The sequence below is a fragment of the Arthrobacter sp. U41 genome (assembly GCF_007679325.1).
Taxonomy (GTDB): Bacteria; Actinomycetota; Actinomycetes; order Actinomycetales; family Micrococcaceae; genus Arthrobacter.
Genome location: NZ_VEGI01000009.1, coordinates 1 through 17,553 on the forward strand (window position 1 = coordinate 1; position 17,553 = coordinate 17,553).

The window sequence follows — 17,553 nt, forward strand, 5'->3', positions numbered from 1 at the left end:
GGACTGCTTGAGCTCCACCTTCGCCAGCTCGACTTCCTGCCGCATCAGGGTGGACATGTCCCGCGTGACATCACCCAAGAGATCGCCGAGCGACGTTGTCTCCGCCTTCGTCTGCGCGGCAGTGGGAGGCGGCTCCGGTACCTGGTGGCTCACAGCTGGCCGCCTTCCCGGTTCGACAAGGGAACTTCATCCCGAAGGGTGGCATCGGCCGCCGTGCCGGAGGGCAGTGTCTGGGTCGACACAGGACCTGCCGTGCCGGGAAGGGCCGGCTCGTCGAAGAACCGGTCGCCGGCTCCTGCGGCGATAACCGTCTCCTGGTGGGTGGGGGCCGCTGCCGGGGAGGACAGGTGTGAGGGCTTCGACGACGTCTGCTGCGTGTCCGGGGCTCCGGCCTGCAGGCTTCGTCCGAGCCGGCCGGCGAGGAGTCCGGCACCGGCTGCGGCCAGGAGGAATGTTCCGGGGCGCTGGCGTGCGAAGGATTTTACCTCCTCCAACAGTGATCCGGGATCCCGGTTCTCGAGCCAGGATGCGACGGACTGGGACCGCTCGGCAGCCTGACGGACAAGGTCTGCTGCGACGCCGGGCTGATCGGATGCATCGGCCATAGTGGTCAGTTGCGAAGAGATTGCACGGATCCCTTCCGCAGCCTTCTGCTGCTGCGTGCCGGCCTGATCGGTCAGGTCAGACTTGGCCTGCTGCAGGAGATCCCGGGCGTTGGTCTTCACCTCGGAGGCGACGTGGGTGGCCTCCGCCTTGGCGGTGCCGGCGACATTCTGGGCGGAGTCAGCAGCCTGGCGCTTCACATCGGATGCCTCGTCCTTCGCTGCTTCCTTCTTGGACGCAGAGCCCGCCACGCCACCGGAGGGCGTTGTCCCTGAGCTGAGGTAGTCGTCAGCGGACGCCGAGGGAGTCGTCTGGGGCCATTGGTTCTCTGTCATCGTTGCTCTCTTTCAGGAAGGGTCCGCAGGGTGAATCCTGAACCCGCAGTGCCGGTGAATTAGTAAGCACGGTTACTACCCAAATAGTAAGCACACTTCCCATCGGCTACGCAAGAGCCAATCGCGGCAGACGGCGAAGCCATCCCGCCCCGGAAAGGAATTGACCGCCACGTCGGGCGTCAGGGGGCCGAGGCGTGCCGGAAAGGGTCGCCTGGCCCGGCGGCCGGCGCGGGTGGCAGACATAGAAAAAATACTAAGCAACCTTGCCAAGTAGTTAGTAAGCATGCTTATGGTGGTGTCATGCAACGGTCCACACGGAGTCGCTGCAACCCCAAACCGCACTACAGATCCAAGGAGACATCATGCTCGCCAAGGAACATATCGATGACCTGCTGAAGCGCAACGGAAACGTCTTGTCCACTGACGGGGACAAGATCGGCTCCATTGGTCAGGTCTACGCGGATGACGAGAACGGCCAGCCCACCTGGGTCACGGCCAAGACTGGACTGTTTGGCACCTCGGAGTCCTTCGTTCCGCTGGAAGGGGCCCGCGTCGAGGGGGGCGACGTCGTCGTCCCGTACACCAAGGACCAGGTCAAGGACGCCCCGCGGGTGGACACCGACGGGCACCTCGAGCCTTCAGAGGAGGACCGGCTCTACGGCCACTACGGTCTGAGCGGCGGAGGCCGGACCTACACCGATGCGACAGCCGGCCGGGACGCGGACGACCGCGAGGCAGACTACGCCGATACCAGCCGCAGCAGCGTCGGACACGACACCTCAGGCCCCACCACGGACGATGCCATGACCCGCTCGGAGGAACGCCTGAACGTTGGCACGGAAAAGGAAGCCACCGGGCGCGTCCGGCTACGCAAGTACGTCACCACCGAAAACGTCACCCAGACCGTTCCGGTACAGCGGGAAGAGGTCCGGATCGAACGTGAACCCATCACGGACGCCAACCGCGGCGCCGCAATGTCCGGCCCGGGCATCAGCGAGGAAGAGCACGAAGTCGTACTCCACGAAGAGCGCCCCGTCGTTGAGAAGGAAACGGTACCGGTTGAACGCGTCCGTCTCGACAAGGAAACCGTGACCGATGAAGTAACCGTCGATGAGGAAGTCCGCAAGGAACGCATCGAAACGGACGGCGACAACACCACCCGCCGCTAGCCAAAGGGGCAGGCCAGGGTCGCGGCTACCGCCGGTCCCTGGCCTGCCTTCCCTGCTTGGCTTGTTAACCCTAAGGAAGGCAGCCATCTGTTCCGCCCACGGAAGGCCGTCACCGATGCCCCTCGACCCCCAGGACCACGTCCGCGACGGCTACCTCCTGCTCACCACCGCTGCCCGCCTTGTTCAGCGCCGCTTTGACGAGGCACTTGCACCGCTGGGCTTGACCCGGGCCGCAGTCATCGCGCTCAAGGCCATGTCGCAGCACCCTATGAACCAGGAACAGCTAGCCGCAGTGGTCCGCGTTCAAAGCCAGACCTTGGGCCGCGTCCTGACGCGTCTGGAGACAGAAGGCCTGATCTCGAGGACACGGGACCCACATGACCGCCGCCAGTTCCAGGTCGAGATGACCGACGCCGGGGAAGCGGCCCTCAGAGCCGCCCGCGAGGCGGAGAGCGCCGCCCTCCCCTCAGACTTCGACGGATGGGAAATCCTTCGGGAACAACTCACCCGACTCGTAAGTTCTTTCCCCAGTTCCCGGCAAACACCGGATTCGTCCCGCAACTGACCGACCTTTCTGGAATTAGGTCGGCTTGCCGGAGCCCTGCGGCGGACAGCACTGGACCTAACAGCCCGACGCGCCAGCGGAAGCTCTCCCAATCGGTGACCGCAAGTCGTTCCCCGAACCGAACGGGGAACGCCAGCCCTACGAACGCAACACATCGGGCTTGAAATATTAACCCTAAGCATGCTTACTATGGAGTCGTGGCCGGATTGAGCGGCTGCCAACCAGAGGAGGAAACACCATGGGACTAGGCGACAAGATTCAGAACGCTGCCGAGAAGGCTGGCGGTAAGGGTAAGGAAGCTGCCGGCAATGCCACAGGCGATGAAAACCTGAAAGCTGAAGGGCAGGCTGACCAGACCAAAGGTGATCTGAAGCAGGCCGGCGAGAAGGTCAAGGACGCCTTCAAAAAGGACTGACCCGATCACAAGCCAAGGGCGCATCTCTGACCAAGAGGTGCGCCCTTCGTTATGCCCGGCGGAATGGCCATGCGCCAGGGGTGGCGGCAGTTGTCATGGCGGGATTGGATCCGTTATCCCTGGAGCGAATAGCCTATACAGTCTGAACGAATTCCGCTGGGAAGGCCGGTCTGTGCTCGAGCGCGAACCTCATCCCGGTAAGGTGATCCGGCGTGGCAACATCCGGCCACTGGCGGGCCAAAATACGCACCACGCACTCAGAGCGGGACGTTATGGAATTTCTTCCACTCCCGGTGGAACCGGCTCTCTGCTTCGAGTGCGGCGGCTTGTTCCAGGGCGTGCAGCCGCCCGTAGCTGAACCCGTTCTCGCCCAGGGTGAAAGCCTCGGCTCCGAGCCGGCGCAGAAGTTCGCGGGTGACGACGCTGTCCTGGTGGTCACCGAGGACTTTTTGGACGCTGTGGGCGGCGTCGGCCAGTCGGGCGGCCTGCTTGGGGTTGACGGGGGCGGCGGCTTCCGCTGCGTACCTCAACCGCTTCCCATCCTTGCGGGCCTCATGCAGGGCCGGGTGGTCACCGGTGCCGGCAGACTGCCGTTTGGCTGCCCGGGCCGCAGTGCGCAGCCGCTTGACGTCGCGTTGGACCAACCGGGGGATGACTTTGCCCGCCGCTTTGGAGGCCAGCGGCGCAAAGGGCGGGGCTGCGATCATGGCCTCGAGGGCGTCGAGCAGCCGGAAGTAACGTGTTCCGTCCAATGCTTCCAGCGCCTTGGCGTGCGCTTCCTTGTAGGCGCCGCCGAGTTCAAGATCGACCCGGCGGGTGACGGGTCCCATGACCAGCTCTCCGGGTTCTTCGGCGACCATGTACTTCAGGCGTGCATGCATGACCTCCGCGTCGCGGGCCTGACCGAGCACGCCGGCGAGCCATTTCAGTTCGCTGCGCAGGAAGGTCACGGTTTCGGCGTCGTCCAGCAGTTTCCGGTACGTCGCCAGCACCGAGCGCATCCGTCTGGTGGCAACTCTCATCTTGTGGACCGCATCGTGGGCGTCCTGCCGCACGAGAGGGTCCTGATCTTTAAGTTCCTTCACCTGTTGCCTGAGGTAGGCGAGCATGACGGCGCCGGCGGGTCCCTTGCGCTTCGGCGCCGGCTCTGTGGAGAAAGGATCCAGGTTCAGGGCGCGCTCAAGTTTGGACTGGTAGGCGGAGGGCCGGACGCCGGCACCGGTGAGCCGGTCCTGCACGGACTCGAGCAGGGCCCGGGAACCGGCGACGAGTTCAATCTCCCATTCCCGCCAGCGCAACGTGCCCGGTTTCTGCCCCAATGACTCAGACTGCACACGGTCATCACAGAACTCCGCGAGAACGGCGTTGTCCTTGTCTCTGAGCCGATATACGAGGCGCCGCGTCTTCAGTCGGGCCACCGGTACCAGGGCGCGGTCTCTGGTGTGCACACGGACCAGCCCGAGAAGGGCGCCGGGGACGCTGTCGGCCTGATCTCCGAGCGGTTCGCGGAATTCCGTCCGTTCGTCCGGTCCCGCGGGAAGCTTCAGGTGCCATCCGGCGTCGTCTCCGCCGGTTCGGCGGCGCAGGCTGATCCGCGCGGAAGCCAGGCGCAGGTCCTCGGTGTCGAAGTACTGGGCGTCCAGCCGGCGCTCCACAGGCCGGTCCACCCGGGCAACGCCGGGCAAGTCCTGAGGCGAAGGAAGAAAGGCCTCCTCCTCGACATCAAACTTCCGTTCAAGCTCAACGACGCGTGTAGCTGCCATACCGGGATTGTACGTCCCGCCCCCGGCCTGACGGCACCCAATCGATTCCGCCCGGCTGCCGAGCGGCAGCTTCACCATATGCGGTGGCTGGGCCCGCACCTGGCGGATGTAGGGATCGGATTGGTTGTAGGAGTAGATGGAGTCGGTCCATCCCTTGGCACTAACCATCCACGCTCCCTGACCCGTCTGATTTCGGGCGAGCTGTTCTACTCATTTGGACGAGTTCTGCTGTGGGCAGCCATCCTCGGCTTCGCCGATGTGCTGGGTCTCATGGTCGCTTCGGTTTGACTAGGTCACCGGCGGCTGCAGCGCAAGAAACAGCAGGGAACAACAACGACGGGACAACGAGGACTGGGCCAAGCGCCGTCAGGGCGGTGTGTCGCCAAATACGACAGCTTTCCTCTCCGTGCACATTCGGGGACCTCTAACCGTTCTTCACAGAAATTCCTCAGGCGATCCATGCGGAGGACACAGTCGGCGAGCCCACCATTGTACGAACCAGAGTAGCCGCGAACGCGACGGCGACCGCGACTTACCGGAGCGTCGGTGGCGAGCGGCGAGACCTTTAGCCGAAAGAGGACCGGCACTTATGCCGACCAATGATGTGAGGCTCAATGATCACTTTGCGCAAGCACCTACTCCCTCCAGTCCCACTGACAGGCTGCTGTCGACGCAAGCCTGTACCTCTGAAACCGAGGCCTCCACGCCCGGCGGCGTGACCAGTAGATCCGCCGGTTCAAGCCCCGAACAGTGAGGTGCCCCCGATGTCACCAAAACGCGAACCACGCTTTGGAACCGTGAACACGCTCCCTTAATCATGCTCGGCGTCGGACTCGTCCTAGTGGTGATCGCCGCCGGGATAGTCCAACTGGATGTGGAATGACCAAATGCAACACGAGAGAGCGCCGGGCGATGAAATGTTCCATCGCTGACAATTTACGAAATACTCGCAAGAAAGGAACAATGGAAATGAATACTTCGAATCAGTGTCCCGTTGCTGGCTGCGGTGAGACAGGCGTGAAGTTATCGCCTCAACACGACCCGTTTGAACTAATTACCTTTGATCGACTAGCGGCTCGACCGATGGAACTTGCCTGTCAGCTTCATAGTGAAATCCTGTGGGAGCGATATAGGGAGGAAATAAGTGCAGCCATGATGAGTGCCTCCCGACGTGGAACTGCCGGTGCGCCTACTGATTCCGTGGCAAGGGTCTCCTGGCGTCTGAACTCCCACAATGACCCCACATCAAAAGCAATCGCGTCCCTACTGGCACTGGGAGAGAGCGATAAATGCTCGTCACCCCTGGAGCAGTGAAACTGAGACAGACGCAAGGCGGAGGAGTATGGGGAAAACCGAAATCCAAGGGTCCCGGTTTAGACCAAGCTGGACACAGCGCCAGCCTTAAGTCGCCGGGATAATGCTTTTGCCGATGCCGGCCGCACGGGCGGGGGGTTTGACACCATTTCCTTGCTTGATCGGGGCCAGAAAGCCGATACCTGCTGGAGACGTCGAATACATATCGAATCAGCTTGAAATAGGTGTTGCTTCGATCGACAGAATCCCCGGTGGCGAAACAGCACATCCAAGTCCCTGACCGGGCCGCCGTCGGATACGCCCTCGTATCCTCGAACGACCACGACCTTGCCGCCCGGAAGAATGCCCCTGGTTGCTCTTGGAGTGTCGTCGGAGAAGACGTTCACGGACCAGGGATTCGCCGGTGCCGACCGGGCACACCTCGGGCTCAAGGAAGCGCTAGCCGCTTGACCGTCAACAACACGTATCAAGTCATGCTCTTTACCTCGCAACGTCGCCATGAACAGTCATGACATCAACAAATGCAGACCAGCAAAGGCAGTACCGCTCCCCCAGCCTGCGCCCAGTCATGCAGTTAGCGGTACCCCCGGCCATGAACGAGTAAGCAGCGCTCTCCCCCGACACCTTGCCAATCCGGCCCAGTCCGACACCAGTACGACCCGATCCGACGCCCCGGGTGTGCGCATTGTGCACACCCTCTTTCCTGCCCACTACGACGCCCCCAATTGGGCTGCTAATCGGCCGCCCGGGCGGGAGCGATTTCGCGCACCTAGGGAAGGCCCATAGCGTTGCGTACTTCATCCAGGATGTGGTGCATGGCAGTCTCGGCTGCTGTCGCGTCCCCGCCGGCGACGGCGGCGGCCACGTCCTCGTGGGCGTCGAGGGCTTCAGGTCTGGGTTTGAAGGGCATGAGGCCCTGCCGGGTGCGGCTGGTGAGCACCTCTGCCACCATGCCTTCCAGGGCTAGGAACATCTCATTGCCGCAGCTCTGCAGCAGCAGGCAATGGAATTCGATGTCTGCCGCCAGGAATGCCTCAAGCTCCCCGGCGTCCCCGAGCCGGCGCAGCTCCGCGGCCAGCGACGTCAGCTTTGCCCGCTCGGCGGCGCTCGCCCGGCGGGCGGCGCCGGCTGCAGCAATAGGTTCGACGGCGATGCGCAGCTCGGTGAGGCTGCTGTACTGGATCTCGCGCCGGTCTGAGGCGAGCCGCCAGCGCACGAGCTTGGGGTCAAAGACATTCCAGAGCCGGCGCTCCTGCACCACGATGCCCACCCGCCTGCGCGAGTACACCAGGTTCATGGACTCGAGGACCTTCATAGTGTCGCGTGCCACGGTCCGGGAAATGCCGTATTCCCGCTGGATTCCCTCAAGGGTAAGACGGCTTCCCGGCGGTAATTCGCCGGAAGCAATGGCAACGCCAACCGCCTCCAAAACGCGTTCATGCATCGCCGGGGAGGCCCCGCCGTCGTCGGCGTTGCCCGCGTCCTGTGGTGTCGCCGTCGACATCTTTCCTACCTTCCTCTGCGCCTGCGCGCACTTCCAGCTTACTCAAAACTGGCCAAAGATATGACTTTTGACACGTAAAGGTAGTATCTATCGAGTGAAAAGGTGCTACCTTTTTCAAGCGCACCTCCTCGGGCATGCGTGATGAGCGTTCTTCACTAAGCCAACGGCGTCTTCTTCGGAGGTAAAACATGCAGTATCCCACCACGCACCTGGTGGTGATGGGCGTTGCCGGTTCCGGCAAGTCCACCATTGCGGCAGCTCTCTCCCAGCAGCTGGGCTGGGCATGTGCCGAAGCCGACGAGTTCCACCCGCAGACCAATATCCAGAAAATGAGCCAAGGCATTCCCCTGCAGGACGAGGACCGCTGGCCCTGGCTGCAGCAGATCCAGAACTGGATGACCACCCAGGCCAAGGCTGGCAAAAGCACAGTGCTCACCTGCTCCGCCCTCAAGCAGAGGTACCGGCAGCTGCTCGCCCAGGCGGAGGGCCGCGTCCTGTTCCTGCACCTCCACGGCGAAGCGGACCTGATTGGCCAGCGCATGCAGGGCCGCGAAGGGCACTTCATGCCGCCCACGCTCCTGCCCAGCCAGCTGGCAACCCTGGAACCGCTGAGCGACGACGAACTCGCCACCGGAAGCCTCCGCCTGGACATCTCCAAATCCCCGGAAGAGCTCGTGAGCACCATCGTCGCCTCGCTGATGCTCCCGGCCGCTCCCGCGTCCTAACTTTTCCACCCGCAACCATCCAGCTTCAAAGGAGAACCATGGTCATCGAAGGATGGACCCAAACGATGGGAGCAGGCCCCCTGCTGCTCATCGCCGCGGCCGCGATCGTCACGCTGCTGTTCCTGATCATCAAGCTTCGCATGCACGCGTTGCTCGCCCTGATCCTCATCAGCCTCGCAACCGCCTTCGCCACCGGCATCCCCGCCAACCAGGTGGTACCCGTACTGATCAACGGCTTCGGCACAACCCTGGGCACCGTGGCCCTCCTCGTGGGACTTGGCGCAATGCTCGGCCGCATCGTGGAAACCAGCGGCGGTGCCAAGGTCCTGGCCGACTACCTGATCGGCATCTTCGGCGAAAAGCGTGCCCCCTTCGCGCTGGGCCTTGCCTCCCTCATCTTCGGCTTTCCCATCTTCTTCGACGCCGGCCTGATGGTCATGCTGCCTGTCATCTTCGCCGTCGCCCACCGCCTCGGCGGGGGAGTGCTCCGCTACGGCCTTCCCGCCGCCGGCGCGTTCTCCGTGATGCACATCTTCCTGCCGCCGCACCCAGGACCGGTATCCGCATCCGCCTTTTTCGAAGCCAACGTTGGCCTGGTAACCATCGCCGGCCTCATCGTCGTCATCCCCACCTGGTACGTCACTGCCTACCTCTTCGGCCTGCACATCGGCAGGAAGCTCGTGCTGCCGGTTCCGGAAATCCTGGGCCACGCCAGCGCCGACGCCGAGAGCCACCCGCCGCGCTTCCGCACCATTGTGGGGCTGCTGCTCCTGCCGCTGGTCCTGATCTTCATGAACACCGGACTGAACACGCTGGCCTCCTCCGGCGTGTTGAGTGAAGGCGTCAAGGACGAGCAGTGGTTCCAGATCCTGCGCACCATCGGTGAAACCCCGGTGGCCCTGCTGATTTCCGTGATCGTAGCCATATACGTCCTGGGCCTTAGGCGCGGCAAGGATGCAGGTGCCCTGGAGAAACTGCTCGAATCCTCCTTGGGCCCGGTCTGCTCCGTCATCCTGATCACCGGTGCCGGCGGCATGTTCGGCGGCGTCCTGCGCACCTCCGGCATCGGCACCGCACTTTCCGATGTCCTGGGTGACCTGGGCATCCCGCTCATCCTGGCCGGCTTCCTGATCGCAGCCATCCTGCGCATTGCCCAGGGTTCCGCCACCGTGGCGCTGACCACCACCGCGGGCTTGATCGCCCCGGCCGTGGCGCTGGCGGGGCTGAACGGCATGCAGGTCGCCTCCATGGTCATCGCCGTCGCCGCGGGTTCCGTGGTGGTTTCCCACGTCAACGACTCCGGCTTCTGGCTGGTGGGCCGCTTCTTCGGGATGGACGTCAAGACCACCCTGAAGACCTGGACCGTAATGGAAACCCTCATCGGCGTGATGGGCTTCGCCATCGCCGCCGTGATCTTCCTCCTTGCCGGACTGACAGGTTAGCGGCGAGAAAACTCACTGGCGGGCGCCCGCTTTTATTGAAATGGTCCCCGAAAGTTGGACTGGCTGAATGGATCCTAAGCCGCGAGGGCCTGGGACGGTATTGCGCGGGGCTCAGGCCCTCGCAGGTCCCACCAACTCCTACGACTGGACCTCGAGGCCGGCCCGGGCTCGCCTGGCCAGGCTCCGCGAGCTCATGATCAGCTCCGGATCGGTGGCCATGTCATGCCGTTCCCTCCGCAGTCCTGCATGAACAGGTATCAGAGCGGACATTCCGGACCGGCCGCAACCCTAGGTCGATCTAAAGAATAATCTGCCCGTCATGTTGTAAGCGGCCCTGGCCACCATGAAGTGGTGAACGGGAAACCCAGGGAAGGACGAACGAGGATGAACCGCCAGAAAGGGGACCCTACAGCGCGGGACGCGGTCCGCCGTAGCCGGCCACTCCCCCACAACCGAATAGCCCGTTTCCGGGACCCCACACACCCGGAACATCAGATCAGAGGCGAGAGTGTGGACACTGTCCACACGAAAAAACATCAAAAGCCCCTGAACAGGGAAAATACGTGCCCGAGGTGGGACTCGAACGGGATTCCAGACCCTGCAAACACTGGGAAGCCCCGGGAACATGCGGAACACGGGCCGGTACGCCGGCTGTACGCGCCTTGGCAGTCTAGGGCGAAAGGTGTGCACATTGTGCACACTCACTCTTCCCCCAGTGGTTGGTCGTCGCGACCACGAATTTGACCCAGGCAACGCTGTGCCTATCGCGGCACGCGACGAGCAAACATTGGTCGCCAGTCAAGCCGACAGCCGTGACCAAGACCCGTTCATCAAGTCCCGGCTCGGTCTGTCAGGATCAGAACGAGTTGAAACAGATGCGGGAGTTCGTCGCCAGTCAACGGATGAGAGATTGCCCGTGTGCGGAGATGATCCAGGACTAACTCCATGCTTTCTGGCGGGTGAGAGCGTCGGCCTTACACACGATTTCGAAGAGCCGCCACGGACGGTCCCGCTTATTCCCAGGCATCGTCCGGAGTCTGCTCACGGGTCGGGTTTGCGAGTAGATTGTTCACATCCGCTGAGGGTCCCTCGTATCAGCGAAACGAGCACGTGGACGAGGATCCGAATGGGCCGGCCTTACCGCATTGACACTCACCAGCACATCGTTCCGCCTGGGTATGCGCGCTGGATGCTTGAAAAGGGCATCCGCCCCGGCGGCATTGGCTTGCCGTCGTGGTCCGAGAGCTCAGCGTTGAAGTTCATGGACAGGCACGACGTCCAGACCGGCATCTTGTCCGTGTCCACGCCCGGCGTGTACTTCAGGGACGCTGCAGAGGCACGGCGGCGGGCGCGGGAGATCAATGAATACAGTGCAGAGGTGGTCGCCGCCCGGCCTGAACGGTTCGGGTTCTTCGCGACGCTCACGCTGCCGGACGTGCAAGGCGCGCTGGCGGAGGCCCAGTACGCCTTGGACACCCTTCGCGCGGACGGGATCATATTGCTGGCCAACAATGCCGGCCGCTATCTGGGCGATCCTGGCTTTGAGCCTCTACTGGAGTTCCTGCACCACCGCCGGGCCGTAGTGTTCATCCACCCCACTGAACTGCCCGCTCCAGCGGTGCCGGGCATACCCGCCTTTGCCGCAGACTTCCTGCTCGACACCACCCGCACCGCTATCAGCCTAATCCTGTCAGGTGCAATGGAAAAGTTCTCGGGAATCAGGTTCATCCTGGCCCACGCGGGCGGCTTCGTGCCTTACATCGCCCACAGGATCCTGCTGACGATGCTCAACGATAAAGATCTGGCCCTCAGCGCACTGGCGGCGCTGGGAGACAAAAAGCAGTCCATCTTGCGGCGGTTCTATTACGACGTGGCTCTATCCGCCAGCCCCGCGGCCCTGCCCAGCCTGCTCGAGGTAGCTGACCCGCGTCGCATCACATACGGAACTGACTTCCCGTTCGCACCCGCTGCGGCGATCGATTTCCTGAATATGGAGTATGAGAATTATCCGTTGGACCCCTCCGTGCGCGCGGCGATAGACCGCGGCAATTCCGAGGCGCTTTTTCCGCGGCTGAGGCCTGAGCAGGCTGAGGCCTGAGCAGAGTTAGTTCATATTGTGCGCGTTGCGCTCCCTGGCAGGCGGGATACCGGTGGAAATGGCTGGAACGGACCTGGCAGGTGGGGCAGCGTTTTAAACGGATAAGGCCGGCCTTGTTAGAAGCTGGCCCCTGTTTTCCCTCAGCATAAGACATCTCACGGTGCCAAGGCGTCAAGTCCTATGGATAAGTCAAAGCGATTCAGGTCCGCTAAGCGGACTGAGCATTCGCATCTCGACTGTTCAGGGTTTCATCGCCAACCACTGAGCAGGACGGGTCGGCTTCAATCCCCAACCGTGGCGCCAACGCAGCGTGCGCAAGCGGGTGGAAGTCTCAGAGGTCAGTTGTCATCGACGCGGAATTTTCCGTTGAGGATACGTTGGCGGACCCGCTCAACATCGCACTCGACAGGGTTCTCGGTGAGATCGATCGTGGCCTCGTCCGGGCCGACGCTCGGAGTGTCGCGGATGCCGATCCGGAAAAAGCGTCCGTCGTCCAGTTGGCCGCTCAGATTAGCGTCAATCCCCTCCACGTGGAGGCAGTTCACGGTTCCGTGCACGGCAGGCTCCCCGGGCAGCTTGAAGGTGATGTTGCCGCTGGCTTCGAGCCGGTCTCCGTTGGATGGCACGTGGGCGCTGACGGTGATGTGGGCCGTGCCGTCCCCGAAGCGGATCGTGCCACCACCCGTGGCCCGGTCGAAGGGGGCAGCCGCGGTCGCGGGCGACGTTTAGGCGAGAAGGCTGGCAGTGAGCAGCGCGATGGCATGTGGCTTTTTCATGGTGGCCTCCTGGGCACTGGGGACGTACGTTGAGGTGCCCCTGCGGGGTGCTTGACCTCCCCGGCACGTGGGCCTGAAGGCGCGAAGGCTCTGATGTTAGCACCGTGCCCGGGGGACCCAGGAAGGCGACCGGTTAACCTACCGCGGGGCCCCATTAGCTCTCGAGGATGCTCATATCACTCATCAGGAACTGTCCGCTGAACGATGCGGTGGACCGTGCTGCGGGCCACCTCGAACAGTTCGGCGATTTCGGCGGTGGTGGGCCATGGGGGCCGGATACGTTATAGCGGTAAGGCCGGTCACCGTGGTCGGTGCCGGCCTCATCTGGTTGTGCGTCCTCGACGGGCTGGGGGTGTCGGGCGTATTTGCCCCGGAAGATCTCTTTGATCCTGGCTGCTTCTGCCTCGATTCCCCTGGTCCGCGTAAGGGCCCCGCGAGAGGGCCCCGTTACGGGAAACCCTTATCGGGCCATGGGGCCAGCCGCAGACGAGGGTGACTCCTTTAAGTCAACGAACTCGCTGGATCCTGCTTGGTGCCTTGCCAGGCCGACGTACTGACCAGCCCATCCGTGCAATTGTTTTCCCTGAATCAGCGAGCCGCCACGCCGACTCCCGGACCTGGTCGCCGCGCAGCCAATCAAAACGTTCCACCGGCCATTGAAGTTGGCGGTGCAGCCATCCGGCAGCGAATGCGCCGAACGTCTCCGGTGCCTCGTTCAGGCCGAAGACCGTGATGCCGTCTCCGTCGTAGACATGGTTGTCAAGGAGATGGTCATCGCTAATCCAGTTGGATGGACGAATATCTATGCGCCGTGAAAAGAAACTAGCCACTGGCCGTAAGGAGAACGAACGCTCTGCGGGACACATCCGCCGGAATTCTGCCCCCGGCTAGGATCAGGGCACAACGGGTTGCAGCCGGTCCAAAATTGGGGGAGATATGAAGATGGTCATTCTTGCCATAACCGCATGGGTGCTGACTGGAGTGATCGCATTACTGGGTGTGAGCGCCGGTTCCACCATTTGGTTCTATATGGAGCCGGTAGTCGATACAGTGCCTGATCCGGCAAGCTACCACGTCGCTGCCGCGGCTGGGTTCCTGGCCCTGTTCCTGAGCTCGGTGGTAAGTGTCGGCGTGACTGTCCAAGCAGCCCGCTGCAACGCCAGCGGAAAAGCCTGATCCATCTGACTACCATCACCGCTGACCGTTCCAATCGGAAACGTTGAGCGGGAGGTTCGCGCGACACATACCTAATCCGGCCGTACATACGCGAACAGGTGATTGGCTGGACTACATGGAAAAGAAGTTTGTGCGCTATGAGGCAAGCATGCCCAACGGCCGCGGGCTCCACCCAGGCGTCTTCGCTCTCGCCAACGGCTTGGCCAAGGACGGCAGACTCAGCGCGCAGGACTGGACATCCTGGCGCAGCGCGAACGATCACTACAACGCGGCATACGCGGGCCCATCGACAGTGGTCGGCGCGGCACCCGCGGGCGCGGTTCGGTCTTTGCCCGGGCCCGACGAGCCGCCGGGGGTGCGGCAGGTCAACGCAGAGTGGTGGTCATGACACGGGCCTTTCCGCGAGGGGGGACGTGGAGGGGGCTCGGGCCTCTTCGGCCGGGTTCCCGGCCCACAGGGACCCGCGGGTGAGAGTGGTCCCCTTCATGACGAAGGAGTCGGCGCCGACGACCGCGCCGTCTTCAACGGTCACGCCGTAGTGGACCAACGCGGAGACGCCGAGGGTGACATCGTCGCCAACAACGATGCGGTCCGACTTGAACATGCCGTCTTCCTGGGAATGGGACTGGAGGATGGTGCCGGCGTTCAAGGCGCAACGGGAACCGACTGTGACCAAGGTCCGCTCGATGATGCCGCAGCCGTCGTCGAAGACCCGGCTTCCGATCCGTACGCCGAGCAAACGCCAGACCAGCGGCTTGAACGGCGTCCCGTTGAGGAGGCCTGCGTATCGGCTCTGCAGCGACAACTTCCAGTACCGCTCGTGCCGCCACATATAGGGGTTGTAGATCGAGCAGAGCTGGGGCTGAAGCGGTTTCAGCCCCCTGACGAGATGCTCGATGCCGATGGGGACCAACAAGCCAACCACGAGCATCAGGACAAAGGCCGCGCTGAGGGCAAGGAAACCGAATTGATCGGACAATTCGAGGGCGGCGAACATAATGATCATGGCCAGTGAGATGTTGAGCCACCGCACCAGCATCAAGAGGGCCATCGTGCGCAGGTTGTGCCTGTTCTTGGCTGCCAGGTCTCGACGGAAGTGCGCACGGTGTGAACGCTCCCCGGGGAGGGCGTCCCGGAGGACCGAGCGGGGGATCTCGAACGGCGGTGACCCGAGCAGACCTATATCGTGGCGCAACGGTCCATCGAGGGGAACCATCACCTTGGTCGCGAGCAGGCAGTTGTCCCCGGCCCTGGACCCGGCAGGGAAGAGCACGGCGTTGCCCAGGAAGTTGTGTACGCCGATCGCCGCCCGGCTGACCTTGAACGACGTCGCCGAGAAATCGGTGTTCATAAACGACACCCCGTCGGCGATCATCGTGCCGCTGCCTATCGTCGAAAGGAACGGGCTGTCGTGTTTGAACGTCTGGCCCATGTTCGCGCCGGTCTGCTGGACCTGCGGCTGCTTATACCCGATGGCCCGCATGTAGTGCACGACGTACGAGCTGTCGCCGAACAATCCCGTCAGCATGGGCTTGTTGGTCATCCTCGACACCGCCCGCTCCGCCGCGTGCCGCAGGCCGAACAGCGGATACACCGTGTCCGGCTTGACGGCGAGTTGAACCACCCGCGGGACGGTGGTGACGATGAGCAACGATACGACCGTGCCACCGAACACAGCAAGAGCGGCATAGGCAATGGCGTCGGCGTAGAAGACCCAGTCGGTGAACGCGTACGCCTGCGTCTCCAGGAGTGCCGCCACGTTGGGGTTCGCCATGACGACCAACACGACAACCTGGCCTAGCAGAATACGGCCAAAGCCAATCGTGCTGATCAGCTGGGAGGTGGCGAACCATCCCCGGCGCCAGGGCGAGTAGGGCCTGGCCTCGACTCCGCCATAATCCACCTCAGTGCGCCTGCCGGGCGACCCGTGCCACCGGTCGCCGGCGGGCACGGACTGGTCGGTGTACAGGGTGGACCGGTGGCCCAACTGCGACCCATCTCCCAATGCGGTCCCGATATCCAAAACGCTCCCCTCGCCGACGATTACGTCCCGGCCGAGCGTCAGCGCGCCCAGCTGGATGACGCCGCCGTGGACGCGGTAGCCGTTCAAAACCGCGTCCTTGCGGATGACCGTCCCTTCCCCGATCGTGAGGAGGTCGGTGCAGACCGGCAGGCGGTTGGTCATGATCGTCACGTTGCGGCCCACCTTGGCGCCCATGGCCCTCAGGTAGAAGGTGGTCAGCGGAGACCCCCTCAGTAGCGCCAGCGGGGAAGTTCGCATCAGGGTCTTCACCAGCCAGAACCGGAAATAGGCCAAACTCCACAGTCGGATTTCGCCGGAGCGGAAACGCCCAAGGATGATCCACTTTGCCGCCACGGGAAGGATGCACATCAGCACGAACACTGCCGCGGTATAGGCGGTCGACCGGAGGTACACCTCCCAGAAATCTGTCCCCTGGCCCGGCCCAGCTTCCGGGTACACCCACTGGTACCAACCGACCGAGAGCAGTCCGGCGATCAGGCAGTAGCCGATGTAGACGAGCACCTGCAGGACGCCGCAGGTGACGTACTCCCAGGTCCGGGCGTCCATGGGCGGCGGCGTCTCCGGCACCGAAGCCACGGCCGCTGAGGGCTCCTGCAAGCGGTCCTGCTGCGGGGGAACCTGCAGGGCCGCGGCGAGGGCAGAGACGCTCGGGTTACCGTAGACATCCTTCATCGAGACCGTCGGTAGGTCCGGCTGCTTACGCACGCGGGCGCAGAACTTTGCCATGACCAGCGAATCCGCGCCCAGGTCCTGGAAGAAGCCGGCCTCCATCGGGACCTGCTGCATGCCGAGTACGTCGGCGAGCACTTCGGCCAGCCGCTCCTGCACCTGAACCGTCGCCGACGCCTCCTCCGCCGGTGTCAGGGCCGCGGCCAGCGCCGAGATCGTTGGGTTCTGGTAGATGTCCTTGATCGACACCGCTGGCAGGTCCGGCTGTTTGCGTACGCGGGCGCAGAACTGCGCCATGACCAGCGAGTCGGCGCCCAAGTCCTGGAAGAAATCGGCCTCCACCGGCACATGGTCAATGTCCAGCACGCCGGACAGCACCTCTGCCAACCGGTCCTGCACCTGGTTCTGAACCGTAACCGACGCCGCTTCCGCCGGTGCCAGAGCCGCGGCCAGTGCCGAGATCGTTGGATTCTGGTAGATGTCCTTGATCGAAACCGATGGCAAGTCCGGCTGCTTGCGCACGCGGGCGCAGAACTGTGCCATCAGCAACGAATCCGCGCCCAGATCGTAAAAGAAGTTGGCGTCCACGGGGACGTCGTCCTTCTGTACCACCGACGCCAGAAGATCCGCCAGCCGGCGCTCCAAGGCAACGGCCGTACCCGTGGCCGGAGCGGCCGGAGAGCCGTTCCCGGCCGGAGCCGCGGTTGCATCAGGAATGGGGAGATCGATGCGAGATGTGGAGCGCGGAGCGCCCTGCAGGTTATCGAGACGCATTTTCACTTCAGGAAACTCCCTAAGGCGGCGGGGGCGGCGTAACCGGCCACCGCTTTACGTGCCGGGTGCTGTGGCTCCGACACCGGGTCGGACCGTCCGCCCGAAGCCCCTGCCAAATCGTCGGCGGTTGCCAGAGCTTCGGCGCCGAAATGATCGTGCACCCAGTCAGGGTTGTAGACAG

14 protein-coding genes are annotated in these 17,553 nt (G+C 63.3%); 7 read left to right on the forward strand and 7 right to left on the reverse strand.

The window, feature by feature from the left end; all coding sequences use genetic code 11:
* Together FS787_RS17750 and FS787_RS17755 are read right to left on the reverse strand one after the other, a co-directional pair.
* Positions 1 to 153 (reverse strand): phage holin family protein (locus tag FS787_RS17750; protein WP_144674604.1); only part of this gene is annotated, 153 nt, incomplete at its 3' end.
* Entirely contained in the window at positions 150 to 938 is a 789-nt protein-coding gene (locus FS787_RS17755) for a hypothetical protein (protein WP_144674606.1), read from the reverse strand. The genes FS787_RS17750 and FS787_RS17755, both read right to left, overlap by 4 nt.
* A gap of 362 nt (positions 939 to 1,300) precedes the next feature.
* On the opposite strand from FS787_RS17755, the gene FS787_RS17760 reads away from it, so the two are divergent.
* The 3 genes from FS787_RS17760 to FS787_RS17770 all read left to right on the forward strand — a co-directional run bounded on the left by FS787_RS17760 (position 1,301) and on the right by FS787_RS17770 (position 3,087).
* A complete protein-coding gene (locus FS787_RS17760; RefSeq protein ID WP_144674608.1) occupies positions 1,301 to 2,107 on the forward strand; it encodes a PRC and DUF2382 domain-containing protein in 807 nt (268 codons plus the stop codon).
* A 115-nt stretch (positions 2,108 to 2,222) separates the two neighbouring features.
* Positions 2,223 to 2,672, forward strand: a complete 450-nt coding sequence (locus FS787_RS17765; protein WP_144674610.1) for a MarR family winged helix-turn-helix transcriptional regulator — start codon at positions 2,223 to 2,225, stop codon at positions 2,670 to 2,672.
* 238 nt (positions 2,673 to 2,910) lie between these two features.
* On the forward strand, positions 2,911 to 3,087 hold the full coding sequence (locus FS787_RS17770; protein ID WP_144674612.1) for a CsbD family protein: 177 nt from the start codon (positions 2,911 to 2,913) through the stop codon (positions 3,085 to 3,087).
* A gap of 257 nt (positions 3,088 to 3,344) precedes the next feature.
* Here the strand turns inward: FS787_RS17770 and FS787_RS17775 are convergent, their stop codons facing one another.
* Both FS787_RS17775 and FS787_RS17780 read right to left on the reverse strand, forming a co-directional pair.
* Positions 3,345 to 4,850 carry a CYTH and CHAD domain-containing protein gene (locus FS787_RS17775; protein ID WP_144674614.1) on the reverse strand — a complete coding sequence of 502 codons (1,506 nt, stop codon included), beginning with the start codon at positions 4,848 to 4,850 and terminating at the stop codon, positions 3,345 to 3,347.
* 2,083 nt (positions 4,851 to 6,933) lie between these two features.
* Positions 6,934 to 7,668, reverse strand: a complete 735-nt coding sequence (locus FS787_RS17780) for a FadR/GntR family transcriptional regulator (RefSeq protein ID WP_144674616.1) — start codon at positions 7,666 to 7,668, stop codon at positions 6,934 to 6,936.
* A 188-nt stretch (positions 7,669 to 7,856) separates the two neighbouring features.
* On the opposite strand from FS787_RS17780, the gene FS787_RS17785 reads away from it, so the two are divergent.
* The 3 genes from FS787_RS17785 to FS787_RS17795 all read left to right on the forward strand — a co-directional run bounded on the left by FS787_RS17785 (position 7,857) and on the right by FS787_RS17795 (position 11,933).
* Entirely contained in the window at positions 7,857 to 8,393 is a 537-nt protein-coding gene (locus FS787_RS17785) for a gluconokinase (protein ID WP_144674618.1), read from the forward strand.
* A gap of 38 nt (positions 8,394 to 8,431) precedes the next feature.
* Positions 8,432 to 9,835 (forward strand): GntP family permease, encoded by a 1,404-nt coding sequence (locus FS787_RS17790; protein ID WP_144674620.1) that lies wholly within the window; start codon positions 8,432 to 8,434, stop codon positions 9,833 to 9,835.
* A gap of 1,126 nt (positions 9,836 to 10,961) precedes the next feature.
* A complete protein-coding gene (locus FS787_RS17795) occupies positions 10,962 to 11,933 on the forward strand; it encodes an amidohydrolase family protein (RefSeq protein WP_144674622.1) in 972 nt (323 codons plus the stop codon).
* A gap of 338 nt (positions 11,934 to 12,271) precedes the next feature.
* Here the strand turns inward: FS787_RS17795 and FS787_RS17800 are convergent, their stop codons facing one another.
* Positions 12,272 to 12,559 carry a hypothetical protein gene (locus tag FS787_RS17800; RefSeq protein ID WP_144674624.1) on the reverse strand — a complete coding sequence of 96 codons (288 nt, stop codon included), beginning with the start codon at positions 12,557 to 12,559 and terminating at the stop codon, positions 12,272 to 12,274.
* Positions 12,560 to 13,215: 656 nt separating this feature from the next.
* A complete protein-coding gene (locus FS787_RS17810) occupies positions 13,216 to 13,539 on the reverse strand; it encodes a hypothetical protein (RefSeq protein WP_144674626.1) in 324 nt (107 codons plus the stop codon).
* Positions 13,540 to 13,645: 106 nt separating this feature from the next.
* On the opposite strand from FS787_RS17810, the gene FS787_RS17815 reads away from it, so the two are divergent.
* Positions 13,646 to 13,885 carry a hypothetical protein gene (locus FS787_RS17815; protein WP_144674628.1) on the forward strand — a complete coding sequence of 80 codons (240 nt, stop codon included), beginning with the start codon at positions 13,646 to 13,648 and terminating at the stop codon, positions 13,883 to 13,885.
* Positions 13,886 to 14,267: 382 nt separating this feature from the next.
* Here FS787_RS17815 and FS787_RS17825 read toward each other — a convergent pair whose 3' ends face one another.
* On the reverse strand, positions 14,268 to 17,372 hold the full coding sequence (locus FS787_RS17825) for a Pls/PosA family non-ribosomal peptide synthetase (RefSeq protein ID WP_144674629.1): 3,105 nt from the start codon (positions 17,370 to 17,372) through the stop codon (positions 14,268 to 14,270).
* Positions 17,373 to 17,553: the final 181 nt, after the last annotated feature.